This is a genomic window from Sphingobacterium sp. lm-10 (assembly GCF_023554555.1).
Lineage (GTDB): Bacteria > Bacteroidota > Bacteroidia > Sphingobacteriales > Sphingobacteriaceae > Sphingobacterium.
The window spans coordinates 1-13,678 of record NZ_JAMJWC010000001.1; the positions used below are offsets into that span (position 1 = coordinate 1).

General features: G+C 42.3%; 10 protein-coding genes and 1 rRNA gene. 9 read left to right on the forward strand and 2 right to left on the reverse strand.

Translation table 11 applies throughout. The features are described from left to right. Positions 1 to 8 precede the first annotated feature (8 nt). From rrf to mnmL, 4 genes are all read left to right on the forward strand, one after another. Positions 9 to 120: ribosomal RNA gene (gene rrf, locus M8998_RS00005) — 5S ribosomal RNA — on the forward strand. Positions 121 to 370: 250 nt separating this feature from the next. Further along, the gene (gene kynU / locus M8998_RS00010) at positions 371 to 1,672 is read left to right on the forward strand and encodes a kynureninase (RefSeq protein ID WP_249989932.1); all 1,302 of its coding nucleotides are present in this window, start codon (positions 371 to 373) and stop codon (positions 1,670 to 1,672) included. A gap of 381 nt (positions 1,673 to 2,053) precedes the next feature. Next, positions 2,054 to 4,630, forward strand: coding sequence for a DUF3857 domain-containing protein (locus M8998_RS00015; protein ID WP_249989933.1), 2,577 nt, complete (start codon positions 2,054 to 2,056; stop codon positions 4,628 to 4,630). 62 nt (positions 4,631 to 4,692) lie between these two features. Continuing rightward, the gene (gene mnmL, locus M8998_RS00020; RefSeq protein WP_249989934.1) at positions 4,693 to 5,640 is read left to right on the forward strand and encodes a tRNA modification radical SAM protein MnmL/YtqA; all 948 of its coding nucleotides are present in this window, start codon (positions 4,693 to 4,695) and stop codon (positions 5,638 to 5,640) included. A 50-nt stretch (positions 5,641 to 5,690) separates the two neighbouring features. Here mnmL and M8998_RS00025 read toward each other — a convergent pair whose 3' ends face one another. Together M8998_RS00025 and M8998_RS00030 are read right to left on the reverse strand one after the other, a co-directional pair. Then, entirely contained in the window at positions 5,691 to 6,161 is a 471-nt protein-coding gene (locus M8998_RS00025; RefSeq protein ID WP_249989935.1) for a pyrophosphohydrolase domain-containing protein, read from the reverse strand. Positions 6,162 to 6,241: 80 nt separating this feature from the next. Continuing rightward, complete coding sequence (locus M8998_RS00030; RefSeq protein ID WP_249989936.1) at positions 6,242 to 7,849, reverse strand: pseudouridine synthase; 1,608 nt, start codon at positions 7,847 to 7,849, stop codon at positions 6,242 to 6,244. Positions 7,850 to 8,069: 220 nt separating this feature from the next. On the opposite strand from M8998_RS00030, the gene M8998_RS00035 reads away from it, so the two are divergent. The 5 genes from M8998_RS00035 (at position 8,070) to ccoG (ending at position 13,655) form a co-directional block, all read left to right on the forward strand. Continuing rightward, entirely contained in the window at positions 8,070 to 8,867 is a 798-nt protein-coding gene (locus M8998_RS00035) for a lytic transglycosylase domain-containing protein (protein WP_249989937.1), read from the forward strand. A gap of 165 nt (positions 8,868 to 9,032) precedes the next feature. After that, positions 9,033 to 11,171, forward strand: coding sequence for a cytochrome-c oxidase, cbb3-type subunit I (gene ccoN / locus M8998_RS00040; RefSeq protein ID WP_249989938.1), 2,139 nt, complete (start codon positions 9,033 to 9,035; stop codon positions 11,169 to 11,171). A 21-nt stretch (positions 11,172 to 11,192) separates the two neighbouring features. After that, positions 11,193 to 11,378 carry a hypothetical protein gene (locus M8998_RS00045; protein WP_249989939.1) on the forward strand — a complete coding sequence of 62 codons (186 nt, stop codon included), beginning with the start codon at positions 11,193 to 11,195 and terminating at the stop codon, positions 11,376 to 11,378. A gap of 10 nt (positions 11,379 to 11,388) precedes the next feature. Continuing rightward, the gene (locus M8998_RS00050; protein WP_249989940.1) at positions 11,389 to 12,240 is read left to right on the forward strand and encodes a cbb3-type cytochrome c oxidase N-terminal domain-containing protein; all 852 of its coding nucleotides are present in this window, start codon (positions 11,389 to 11,391) and stop codon (positions 12,238 to 12,240) included. A gap of 29 nt (positions 12,241 to 12,269) precedes the next feature. After that, complete coding sequence (gene ccoG, locus M8998_RS00055; RefSeq protein WP_249989941.1) at positions 12,270 to 13,655, forward strand: cytochrome c oxidase accessory protein CcoG; 1,386 nt, start codon at positions 12,270 to 12,272, stop codon at positions 13,653 to 13,655. Positions 13,656 to 13,678 lie beyond the last annotated feature (23 nt).

A 13,678-nucleotide genomic window follows, 5' to 3' on the forward strand; every position in this document is an offset into this window, starting at 1 on the left:
AAAGATATTCAGGTGCCTATATCGGCGGTGTCCACCTCTTCCCATTCCGAACAGAGTAGTTAAGCCCGCCAGAGCCGATGGTATTGCCGTAACAGGTGGGAGAGTAGGTCGGTGCCTAATTTTATACTAAAGCCCTTGCAACAAAATTGCAAGGGCTTTTTTGCGTATAAACACTTTTTGTTTGTGTTATGACTACTGCAGTCAACGAATGGTAATTAGCCCGTTAAATAAATTATAATCTAACTGCTGCCAATATTTTGTAAATTGCCATCGACAGGATTTTTCTATAGACTTGTATTCAGCCTTTTAATCCAGTTGTTTGCTACAAAAATCACTATAATTAGCTATAAATAAAAGAAGGAACATCAGGATGCAAGATCGACATAAGCAATCTGTAAAATTTGATACTAGCCTTGACTTTGCAAGAAAGAAAGATCAAGGCGATGAGCTGCGAGATGCTCGTGATCGTTTTTTCATTCAGCCCAATGAAATATATATGGATGGAAATTCGTTGGGTATGGCGAGTAAGGATGCCGAAGCTGCTCTATTGAATGTGTTAGCGTTATGGAAGAAAGACGGTATCAAGATCTGGAATAGGGAAGATGGTAAGTATTATCATTACGCAAGAGTATTGGCCAAACCAATGGCTAAGCTTATTAATGCGGATGCAAACGAAGTTACACTAGTTGGAAGTACGACATCCAATATCCATCAGGCAATCAGTACATTTTATCATCCCACTAAATCACGGTATAAGATACTCGTAGATGACCTTAACTTTCCGACAGACCGTTATGCGGTGGATAGTCAGGTCGCCCTAAAAGGGTATAATCCCCAAGAGGCAGTACGTGTTGTAGCCAGTCCGGATGGTCGGTTTATAGATGAAGATGCTGTGGTCGCAGCGATGAATGAAGATGTAGCATTAGTCTTACTACCTGCTGTTCTTTATCGTAGTGCGCAGGTTATCGATATGAAGAAGTTGACGATTGAAGCTCATAAAAGAAATATCATCATTGGCTTCGATTTGTGTCATGCTATTGGTGCTGTAGAAATAGATTTTGATGCGATACAGCCAGATTTTGCAGTTTGGTGTAATTATAAATACCTTTCTGCGGGTCCAGGTGCTATTGCTGGTTTATACATTAACAAACGTCATTTTGGACAGACACCGGGTATGGCAGGCTGGTTTGGTAATCGTGATGAAACTCAATTTCAACTGAAGCATGAGTTTGAACATCAACAAGACGCGAGTGGCTGGCAAGTAGGAACTCCGCCGCTGTTAGCAATGGCGCCGCTGGAGGGTGTCCTTCAACTATTCGACCAAATCGGTATGCGTAAAATTCGGGCTAAATCACTAGATCTTACCGGATATCTGATGTACTTAATTGATATGAAGTTGGCGAAATATGGCTGTGGTATTGGTAATTCACGTGAGGATAAAAAGCGAGGTGGCCACATTTGTCTCGAGCATGATGAAGCCTATAGGATCAGTCGGGCATTGCGCGACAATGGTGTTGTTCCAGATTTTAGAGAGCCTAATGTGATTCGATTAGCGCCTGTTGCATTATATAATACCTATGAGGAAGTGTATCAAGTGGTGCATATTCTGGAACGTATTATCACAGAAAAGATATATGAACAGTATCACACAAATAGAGCTTTAGTGGTATAACGACTGTTACTGACCATTAACTTGGTAGAGCAGGGACTATTAGGACGCTTTATCTCGAGTTAGGCAAACTGCCGTTATCACAATCTCATACACTTTCGCCCACTAACTAATGGTTTATGACAGGTTGTTCGGACTATTGAAATTTCAGTTACTAGTTTATAAAAGCGATATATAATTTGAGATTGCGGCATTAGCAGATTCGTTCCGATCGCAATACCATTAGTTTTTGATTCCGAATTTTAGCTTCTCCAGAAAATTCCTGCTGCTAAGATCCAAATATTAAATTATCTTTGGAGAATCTTTATTAGCCAAATGTACAAGACCAATACAAAGAATTTTTTGCTGCTTTGTGCAGCATTTTTTCTGTGCGTAACTAATTTGATGGCGCACCCAAATATTCAGAAAGTCAAAACCCCTGACTGGTTGCGAGTGTCTTCGCTTTCTCCTTCCGAGGTGAATCTCGACGATGTTAGCGATGGATATTATTATGAACGACAAGAATATCAGGTTCATTTAGGCCTTCAAGAGCGTTATTATAGCGAAGTACGGGTCGTAGAGAATGAACAAGGTTTATCCTCTGCAGGGCAAGTGTCAATATTGTTCGATCCGAGTTATCAAAGTATCTTATTACATGAATTGATTGTTCTTCGCGATGGAAAGCGTATCGACAAAGCGGATACTAAGTTGTTTAAATTACTAGCGACAGAATCGGACTTATCGAGATCTATCTACAACGGAACCTATTCGGCGTATTGTATTATTGATGACTTAAGGAAGGGAGATCGTATATCTATCTCCTATACAGTAAAGGGTTTTAATCCTGTATTTGACAATAAATTTTTCGACTTTGCCCATCTACAAGCTTCTGAACCAATTGGATTGCTTCTTGTAAATTATGTTGTTCCAAAAAATCGCGACCTCTACTTTTCGTACCAAGGTGGTGCCGAAGCTTTGAATGTGAAGCAGAGCAGCGCTGCAACCAGTTACTATTACGAAGCGAACCAAGTTGCGAAAGGAACATTTTATGACTATGTGCCCTCTTGGTACGTAAGCGTCCCTACATTGACATGTTCTGAATTTAGTAACTGGGAGGAAGTGGCGAATTGGGCAGTAAAAGTGAATCCTATTCCTGCATTGACTTCAACAAAATCGTTGCGCACATTTGCTGATGAAACCTGGAAGAAAGCAGATGCCAATCAGGTCAAGTATTTTAAGTTAATTACCGATTTTGTCCAAAATGAAATTCGCTACCAAGGTATCGAAATGGGTGAGTTTTCTCATCGTGCTAATGATCCGGAAAAGGTGTTTCGACAGCGTTATGGAGATTGTAAGGACAAGTCTGTATTGTTGGTCACCCTGCTGAGATATAAACAAATCGATAGTGGTTTAGGACTAGTGAATACACAAGTTGATCAAGGGTTAAAAAATCAAATTCCGTCACCTCAGAGTTTTAATCATATGGTCGTCTGGGCAGCGATCGATGGTCGCGAACAATGGATCGATGCGACAGCCGCTCAACAAGGAGGTGATATATTGTATAGATATTTCCCTTGGTATGGTGCCGTACTCAACTTAGCGAGAGGTCGTGTAGAAGATCTTGGTGCAGATCATGAAGCACTCACACATATCTCCGAAGTGTATCAGATGCACAAAGATGGCTCTGCCACCGTAACAGTCAAAAGTTATTACACATCATCGGCAGCAGAATCGATGCGATCATTTTTCACAGGTATTTCAAAGAGCGAGATTCAAAAACAGTATCTTACCTACTATCAGAACAAACATAAGGGCGTCACACTAGGTTCAAACTTAAAATATGATGACAACTTGGAAAACAATGTGTTGTCGGTTTACGAGCGTTATGAAATAAATCAATTGTATGATGTAGAGAAGGAGAGTGGTAAAAAATATATCAACTTTTACTCTCAACACACTGATCAATATTTGCCATTGGTAAACACGGTACGGCCTGCCCCCATTTACCTTCCTTTTCCACTGAAATTTGAACATGATCTTTGTATCATCAATCCAGATGGTGTACCCATGTCGACGGTTTCTGATAGCCACAACCGGCAATGTGAAAGCTATTTCTACAGCAGATTTATGCGAAATAATCAGGATACTTTGAAAATCAGTTACAGTTTTTATACCTACAAATCCTATGTGGATGAAAAGAATGTAGCAGAATATGTGACGACATTTCAAGATCGAAATAGCTTCTTCTTTTCAGGCTTTTATCTCGACGACGATTATAATGTAGCTATGGATAACTTTGAGAGTTCACCCACAGGCCAAATGACATTGTATCCAATCTTGTTGCTCGTTCTTGTCGGGATTATCTTCGCATTATTTGTCAGAAGATATAACAAGCTCACGCCAGGCAATATACCTTCGTTATATGATGAAATGTTATATTCTAAATTAGGTGGTTGGCTATACGTACTTGGATGTTCACTAATTATTGGTTTTTTAGGCAGTCTATGGGTTAACACCCAAAATTATATTGTTAACAATTCAGTTTGGAGCGCTTATAATTTAGAATTGCATCACATAAATCTTTTTCAGTGGCAAATTATATTATCTATTGAATTTTTAATCAGTTATTTTTTATCCTTCACACTAGGGTATTGTCTGTATTTGTTTTTCAGGAAAAGGGATCTTTTTCCTCAAACTTGTTTCTATACATTCTTAACCATTTCGGTTTTTGGTATTATTATGCAATTGTATGCTAATTATGTGATGCCCGAAAATTTGGTGGATCCCAATAACTCTTTGTATGGAATAACTAGAAATATACTGCCTACCATAATATGGTTGTCTTATTTGTACTATTCAGATCGAGTAAAGGGAACGTTTGTGATATCTTACAAACAGGAAGAAAGCCCAAAGCAATCCATCATTGCAGATCAGAATGGCGAGCTGCCGGACGATCAATCACAACCGCAAACCGGAGTTTAGCTGGCGAGCTCAAATGTGCTATGTTGCATTGCCACTAAGTATGCGTATCTTTGCGCTTGAAGATGGGAACACTATTAGACACAGGCGTAAAACCGTATAATCATTACGGTGCATACCTGAAAGAAAAGTACGCAGGACAGCGGGTTTTCAAGGTAATTGTAGATGGTAATTTTACTTGTCCTAACCGGGATGGAAGCAAGGGTTATGGAGGCTGTACCTATTGTAATGTAGATTCTTTCACTCCAGATACAGCTCGAAAAATTCCGTCTATGCGAGAGCAGGTGGAGAATGGCATCGCCAGAGCACGTAAATCGTACGGAGCAGAGAAGTTTGTCATCTACTTCCAACCAAACACCAATACGTACGCGCCTACCCATTTGCTGAAGATGATGTACGACGAAGCCTTGAACGTTTGTCCAGAACATACTGTAGGCCTGTCAGTAGGTACTCGACCAGATTGTTTGGATTTTGAGAAAATCGCTTTATTGGAAAGCTACACCGATAGATATGATGTGGATTTGGAGATGGGTATGGAGTCCATCTATAATGATACGCTGGAGCGCATCAATCGCGGTTGTCTGCACGATGAGTTCATCAACATTATGAAGATGTTGGAAGGTTCCAAACTAGAAATTTGTGTACACACTATCTTTGGCTTCCCCTGGGAAACCGAAGAGATGATGCTGAAATATGCTGATGAAATTAATAAGCAGCCACATATCAAATTTGTGAAGCTGCATCATTTGCATATCGTAGAAGGATCCATTATGGGAGCGAAGTACAAGCGAGAGCCTTTTAAACTGTTTACGATTCAAGAATATACCGATTTTCTGGCTAAGTTTATCCCTTTGCTCAGGCCGGATATCATCATCCAACGGATTTTTGGTATTGCAGATCGAGAGTTGTTGATTGCACCAAATTGGGGTTTTCCAAAATCAAAAATACAGACGGAGATTGATAAAGGTTTGGAAGCGCGTGGAGTAAAACAAGGATCAGCTTACCAAGGTTAATTGGTTAAGCTGACCCTGCAGTATATTAGCTGCTCGGCAGCATATTTTGCTTATTTTTCTTCCAGTATGGTTTTCAAATCCGCCGGGGAGTAGTTGACGGACTTTAACGTCTTGTGATCTCCCTCTCTAAATACGAGATACAGATCATCCACCTTTTTATAATAGGATTCTACGCCTTTGGTGCGGTAGTGCTCCTGCGTTTGTATCGCCTCTTCCTCAGATTTACAAGCTTTGCTCATGTTAGAGCGTTGTACTTCTTCAAATAATGCATTGAACTTATTCTGTAGTCCAAATTCGAGGATAGCACCCGACAGTACGTATTGAATGTCGCAAAGCGCATCGGCTACTTCTACCAAATCATTATTCTGGATTGCTTCTTCCAACTCTTTCAATTCCTCGGCGATGAGCGCAACGCGCAAGGCAGATCTTTTTTCAGAAGGGATTTGTGGGCTATCTAAAATAGGGTGTTGAAAGGTTTTGTGAAATTCAGATACGGATGTTAAGCTTTTAGGATCTATCATGTGCTATTATAATTTTGTCAAAAATAAGCATTTTACCAAGCAATAAAAAAGGTGCTATCTCTAGCACCTTACTTAATTTTCTATTTCATCAAGTGTTTTAGTTGTATCAACTCACGCTCTTCTAAATAACGCCATCTGCCACGTGGTAGATCCTTCTTAGTTAAATTCGCGTACACCACACGGTCTAGTTTTACTACTTCGTATCCTAAGTGCTCGAAAATCCGTCTTACAATCCGATTTTTGCCACTATGTATTTGAATGCCAACTTCTTTCTTACTGGCACCGGTTACGTAACTCACCTCATCCGGTTTGATTAACCCATCTTCCAATTCAATACCGAATTGAATTTTGTTCATATCACCTTGCGACAAGCTCTTGTCTAATTCCACATGATACATTTTGCTGATATTGTTTCTCGGATGAGAAAGTTTTTCTGCCAAATTACCATCATTCGTTAAAAGAAGTAAGCCTGTTGTATTGCGGTCGAGTCTGCCTACCGGATAGATTCTCTCTTTCGTTGCTTTGCTTACTAATTGCATCACCGTTCGTCTTTCTTGTGGATCGTCGGTAGTGGTGATGTAGTCTTTTGGCTTATTTAATAAAACATAAACCATTTTTTCCCGCTTAAGGCGTTCGTTGTTATAACGGATTTCGTCTTTCGCTGGATCTACTTTCGTTCCCAGTTCGATCACGACCTCACCATTCACGGATATTAAGCCTTGCTCGATTAATTCATCTGCTTTTCTTCTCGAACAGATTCCCGAATTGGAGATGTAACGGTTTAAGCGAATGGTACCATCATCTTTTGCCTGTCCAGATGCCGGGTTCTTCGCTTGAGCAAATTTTCTGTTCGGAAAGAATGTTTTTTGCTCTCCATCACCTTCACCAGATCCAAATGTTTTTCTGGTACGGAAATTTGTTCTGTCGCCACCTTTAGACTGATCATCGCGGTCGCTAAAGGATCTCTTTTTGAATCCGTCACGTTGTTTGAAATCCGGGCGGGGAGAGCTGCTTCGGTTGAAGCCATCTTTCTTGCCGAATTTGTCATTACTTCTCGAGCTACCACCACGATCTTCAGAAGATCTACGGTTGTCGCTATTGTACGGTTTACGGTCTTCAGAAGATCTACGGTTGTCGCTGTTGTACGGTTTGCGGTCTTCAGAAGATCTGCGGTTGTCGCTGCTGTATGGTTTGCGGTCTTCAGAAGATCTGCGGTTGTCGCTGTTGTATGGTTTGCGGTCTTCAGAAGATCTGCGGTTGTCGCTGTTGTATGGTTTGCGGTCTTCAGAAGATCTGCGGTTGTCGCTGTTGTATGGTTTGCGGTCTTCAGAAGATCTGCGGTTGTCGCTGTTGTATGGTTTGCGGTCTTCAGAAGATCTGCGGTTGTCGCTGTTGTATGGTTTGCGGTCTTCAGAAGATCTGCGGTTGTCGCTGTTGTACGGTTTACGGTCTTCGGAAGATCTGCGATTGTCACTATTGTAAGGTTTGCGATCTTCACGATCACCAAAGGATTTTTTTGCAAATCCATCGTTGCTGTTTCTTGATCGACTATCTTCTCCTTTAAAACGTTTGTCTGATGAAGAAAAGTTTGATTTAGGACGATCATTACTACGAGACCGGGAGTCTTCGTTGTTTCTACCTCTTCTGGCGCTGTCGTCACGACTGTTCCTTTTATTGTTGAATGGCATAAAGAAATTAAATTAGGATGCAAAGGTACGCTTTTATATGGATTTCTTGCTATAACTATATTGATTTTCTGGAAGTTGTTTCATTGCCACTAAAGGGGACTAATGCTAACTATTTGTTTCCTAGATAAATCCTTTGTATCTTTGTCGGCTCAATTTACCAAGTTATCATTTTCCCCTTGCATACACAAGAATTTGGGGACGGATAACATTAAGGAAGTGGATGATAAAAAAGAAAGCATTAGCTTGTAGTGTGGTACTAGTCGCCGTTTTGCTGACAAAGTTATACTCAAGCTCCAATGTCGAAAAGATGCCTAAAGGGACCAATCCGGTGGCATGGCAGTTCGACAAAGAACAAAAAACAACGGCAATCGTAGACTCGACTGAACGAGATCCCTACTGGAGTGATGTTACATTTGCCGAAGAGGAAGTACCCTTAAATGATCCAGCTGTAAAGAATAAGCTGACGACTTACCTCAAAAGATTTTCCTTCAAGAAGATCCAATCGTATAAGATGCATCGCAAAGCGAATGAGTATCTGCCGCGTATAGCGAAAATACTAGCTTCGTATGGCATTCCGGAAGATTTCAAATACATTCCTGTGGTGGAGAGTGATTTGGATCCACGTACTTCATCTCACAAAGGAGCAGGTGGATATTGGCAGTTCATTCCTGCCACCGCTCGATTGTATGGATTACGTGTAAATGGTGATGCGGACGATCGTATGGATTTAACTAAATCTACACATGCTGCCGCAAAATACTTAAAAGCATTGCACCGAGAATTTGGCGATTGGACATTAGTAGCTGCGGCCTACAATGTAGGTGGGGGTAGCTTAAAGCGGTCTATTCGTCGCCAAGGTACGGAAAGCTATTACGACCTAAATCTTAATAAAGAGACTGGTTCGTATGTGTACAAGATTATCTCTGTGAAATCTGTCATTGAACATCCAGATCGTTTTGGTTACCGAAGATTGGCAAAGGCAAATACGGATGTACAGGAAGATGTCGCGATGATGTAATTGTTATCCGGATTTAACGTATAGAATGGCTGATAGACACAATGTTCATCAGCCATTTTTTTGTGCTGGAAAATTGTGATCAAGATCACCTTTTTCGGTATAGTTGATCATTAGTGCTACAAGGCATCTTTTCTACTTTTGAATGACAAACAAAACCGTAGAATAATGCAATTACAGCAATTTGATTATGACAACAAGATCGTGCGCGACTTTGGTGTGGCCACCATGGTATGGGGGATAGTCGGCATGACCGTCGGCTTGCTTGTTGCGTTGCAGCTGATCTGGCCAGAAATGAATTTTTTAACGCAGTACACCACCTTTGGACGGGTGCGCCCCGTACATACCAATGCGGTTATCTTCGCCTTTGTCGGAAATGGGATTTTCATGGGCGTTTATTATTCTTTACAGCGCGTTTTGAAAGCGCGTATGTTCAACGATACGCTCAGTAAAATTCATTTTTGGGGTTGGCAATTGATTATCGTAGCTTCTGCGATCACTCTTCCGCTAGGCCTCACCAGCTCCCATGAATACGCTGAAATGGAATGGCCAATAGATATTGCCATTACCCTAATCTGGGTTGTATTTGGGATCAATATGTTTGGAACGATTATCAAACGTCGCGAAAGGCACATGTACGTGGCCGTTTGGTTCTACATCGCTACTTTTGTCACGATTGCGGTCTTGCATATCGTGAATTCTATGCAGGTGCCGGTCAGCTTCTGGAAAAGCTATTATATTTATGCCGGTGTACAGGATGCACTCGTGCAATGGTGGTACGGCCACAACGCGGTCGCTTTTTTCCTCACGACGCCCTACCTCGGTATGATGTACTATTTCCTGCCAAAGATGGCCAATCGGCCTATCTATTCTTATCGGCTCAGTATTCTGCATTTCTGGTCACTAATATTTATCTACATCTGGGCAGGTCCGCATCATTTGTTGTACACCGCCTTACCCGGATGGGTGCAATCTTTGGGCGTTGTGTTTTCTGTAATGCTAATCGCTCCGTCATGGGGAGGAATGATTAATGGATTGCTTACGCTGCGTGGTGCCTGGGACAAGGTGCGTCGAGAGCCTACCTTAAAATTTATGGTAGTCGCGCTTACGGCCTATGGCATGGCTACCTTTGAAGGCCCATTGTTATCTCTGAAGCAAGTGAATGCCATTGCACACTTTACCGACTGGATTGTAGCGCACGTACATGTGGGCGCATTAGGTTGGAATGGATTTATGACCTTCTCTATTTTATATTGGATCGTACCGCGGATCTATCGTACCGATCTGTACTCCAAAAAATTAGCAAACGCACATTTCTGGATTGGTACCCTCGGGATTCTCTTTTACGCGATTCCGATGTATTGGGCAGCGGTCGTGCAAGGCCTGATGTGGAAGGACTTTACGCCAGAGGGCGTATTGAGAAATCCAAACTTTCTAGCCACTACCTTGGAAATCATTCCTATGCACATGATGCGTGCTTTTGGTGGCGCATTGTATCTGGCGGGAGCAATCATGATGGCTTACAACTTGACCAAAACCATGCGTAGCGGTCGCTTGCTGGAAAATGAAAGAGCGGAAGCACCTGCGTTGGACAATGCTATTCACGGGGAGAAATACCGCCACCGTCGTCTGGAACGCAAACCGATGTTATTTATGGTGTTGGCGCTCGTCGCTATCCTAATTGGCGGTATGGTGGAGATGATTCCAACATTTACCATGAGTAGCAACGTGCCCAGTATCCCATCTGTAAAACCGTATACAGCCTTAGAGATACAAGGTCGAGATTTGTACATCCGCGAAGGCTGTGTGAACTGCCATTCACAGACGATCCGTCCGTTTCGTTCCGAAACGGCACGCTACGGTGAATACAGTAAGGCCGGCGAATTTGTTTACGATCATCCCTTTTTATGGGGATCCAAGCGTACCGGGCCAGATTTGCAACGTATTGGAGGTAAATATCCACATAAGTGGCATTTTGACCACCTGTTGGATCCGACAATCACCTCTCCAGGAAGTATTATGCCCGCATATCCTTGGCTGATTGAGCAGGAGATCAATTACACCGATTTGCCAAAAAAACTTGAAGTGATGAAGACCTTAGGCGTGCCCTATGCGGAGCAGCAGATCCAACAGGCCATACCAGATGCAAAAAGACAAGCGAAATCCATCGCAGATGCCCTGCATGCTAATCAAGTGGAAGTGGATGCAGACAGGGAGATCATAGCGATGATTGCCTACCTGCAACGTTTGGGTACCGATATCAAAGTCAACAAAGCGCCGACAGCTACTGCTAACGACGATCATTAATAATCAAAAAAGAACAGGCTCATGTTTAAGCAAATATCAAATCTTCATGGCGACGAGATCTACCTTATGGTATCGTTATGGATATTCCTAATCTTCTTTACCGTAGTGATTGTCATGCTATTGACGATGAAAAAGAATTTTACCGCCCACATGGAGCAGATTCCATTGGATGATCAACAGGTAGAAAAAGATACAGAAACCGTTTAATACTTTCATTATGATAGCACATTTGATGACAACGGAGGTGTTGGCCGGGTTTAAGCAATTTCTATTACCAGATGGCGATGTACATCATACGATATTCTTGATTACGTTGGTCGTTGCGATGCTGGTTTTACTGGTAGCGGTGTATAGAATCCATCGGGCCTTACAGGCTATTTATCGGATCAGTTTTCCAGAAAGCTACCGCAATGAGCTGGCACAAAAGGCGAAAATAAGCGCGGTTCGTGCGCAACGTAATAAAGCACGTTGGGATGGTTTGTTAGGTCTACATAAGCTGGAAGAAGAGCATGCATTGGTGATAGAGGATCATGATTTTGACGGGATCGTCGAATTGGATAATCCAATTCCCATTTGGTTCAATGTGCTGTTCTACTCTACTATTATTTTTGGATTGGGCTACTTGTTTTCTTATCACGTATTTGGTTGGGGGCTCAATCAGGATCAGGAATATGCTGTAGAAGTCGTGCAAGCAGAACAAGCCCGGCAATTGTATCTCAGTCAAGTGGCAGATCTGGTCGATGAATCTACAATCACGGTCGATTCTACCGGTTCGCTAGCCCTATCCGGGAAGGCCATATTTGCCGCTAACTGTGCCGCATGTCACGGAGCACAGGGCGAAGGAACCATTGGCCCGAATCTAACTGATCGATACTGGCTGCATGGTGGAGAGATCAGAGATATTTTTAAAACCGTGAAATACGGAGTGCCAGAGAAGGGTATGGTTCCTTGGGAGCAAACACTTACTCCCGGACAGATAGCCGAAGTGAGTAATTATATTTTTTCCCTACGAGATAGTAAGCCATCCAACCCCAAGGCAGCAGAAGGAGTCGAATTAGTATATGAATAGCATATATCACAAAATGGAGTTCAGCAGTCATGGCAGCAACAGCAATAAATAGCAAGCGCAACTGGATATACGCCAAAATGCCGAAAGGCATTTGGTATCAGAGAAGACAATGGGTCGGATATAGTTTGCTACTTATTTTCTTTGTCCTACCTTTTATCAAAATTGGTGGACAGCCCTTGCTGATGCTCAATGTGGTCGAACGCAAGTTCGCTGTGCTTGGCCTATTATTCTATCCACAGGATCTCTATATCTTCGTTTTTGGGATGATGATTGTACTCGTGGCTATCGTACTAATCACGGCTATGGCGGGGCGTGTGTGGTGCGGATGGGCCTGCCCGCAGACCATTTTTATGGAGCTGGTTTTTCGGCGTATCGAATATTGGATAGAAGGCGACTGGATACAACAAAGGCGGACAAATGAGGGGCCGGATACGGATGCCCGCGCATGGAAAAAGCTCTTGAAACATAGTCTGTTTCTATTACTATCCTTCCTGATCGCCAATCTTTTTCTTGCATACATTATTGGTGTAGATGCGCTTTGGCGTATCGTGAAAGAGCCAGTAGAGCAGCACCTGGTTGGTTTTCTATCGCTGATCACTTTTACATTGGTTTTTTATGGCGTATTCGCACATCTTAGAGAAATAGTATGTACTACCATTTGTCCTTATGGCCGTTTACAAAGCGTTTTGTTAGACGAATCAACCATCACAGTGGCCTACGATCACCGACGAGGCGAACCGCGCGGTAAATATAAACGCGAAGCACCACAAAATCTCGGCATGCAGGGCGACTGCGTGGACTGTAAGCTTTGTGTACACGTTTGTCCTACAGGTATTGACATCAGAAATGGTATACAACTAGAATGTGTGAATTGTACCGCCTGTGTTGATGCCTGCGACGCGGTGATGGAAAAGCTACATAAGCCAAAGAGGTTGGTCGGTTTCTATAGTGCCGCTACGTTGGAAGGTGAGCTAAAAAAACGGAAAGGTATCATGAATAGAACCTGGGCCTATACCGCCATACTTTTGGTGTTGTCGCTATTATTTAGCTTTTTACTGGCTGGGCGATCTCTTATAGATGGTCGTTTGCTACGCGCCGCAGGAAGTTCTTATCAACTCCGGGATGATGGAACGGTGAGCAACCTTTATACATTGGAGCTTACGAATAAGTCGGGGAAAGACATGCCATTTACATTGAAGAGCGAGGATGCTACGATCTCATTACAGCGAGTCAATGCAATCGATTCTCTAAAACCAGATGGCAAAGCAATGCTAAGTTTCTTTTTATGTACACCAAATCATCACGTCAAAAAGTATAAAACAGATGTGAAAGTACAGATCATCTCAAATAGCAAGGTCATCAAATCCTTGAAGACCACCTTTATTGCCCCGACAGGCAAGCGGGATAAATCATAGTATTGACTTAAAAATTAGAGCAC

What these genes read in the sequence shown, in the direction of transcription:
- kynU (WP_249989932.1), top strand. Translation starts at nt 371, where the DNA reads ATGCAAGATCGACATAAGCAATCTGTAAAATTTGATACTAGCCTTGAC.
- M8998_RS00015 (WP_249989933.1), top strand. Translation starts at nt 2,054, where the DNA reads ATGGCGCACCCAAATATTCAGAAAGTCAAAACCCCTGACTGGTTGCGA.
- mnmL (WP_249989934.1), top strand. Translation starts at nt 4,693, where the DNA reads ATGGGAACACTATTAGACACAGGCGTAAAACCGTATAATCATTACGGT.
- M8998_RS00025 (WP_249989935.1), bottom strand. Translation starts at nt 6,161, where the DNA reads ATGATAGATCCTAAAAGCTTAACATCCGTATCTGAATTTCACAAAACC.
- M8998_RS00030 (WP_249989936.1), bottom strand. Translation starts at nt 7,849, where the DNA reads ATGCCATTCAACAATAAAAGGAACAGTCGTGACGACAGCGCCAGAAGA.
- M8998_RS00035 (WP_249989937.1), top strand. Translation starts at nt 8,070, where the DNA reads ATGATAAAAAAGAAAGCATTAGCTTGTAGTGTGGTACTAGTCGCCGTT.
- ccoN (WP_249989938.1), top strand. Translation starts at nt 9,033, where the DNA reads ATGCAATTACAGCAATTTGATTATGACAACAAGATCGTGCGCGACTTT.
- M8998_RS00045 (WP_249989939.1), top strand. Translation starts at nt 11,193, where the DNA reads ATGTTTAAGCAAATATCAAATCTTCATGGCGACGAGATCTACCTTATG.
- M8998_RS00050 (WP_249989940.1), top strand. Translation starts at nt 11,389, where the DNA reads ATGATAGCACATTTGATGACAACGGAGGTGTTGGCCGGGTTTAAGCAA.
- ccoG (WP_249989941.1), top strand. Translation starts at nt 12,270, where the DNA reads ATGGCAGCAACAGCAATAAATAGCAAGCGCAACTGGATATACGCCAAA.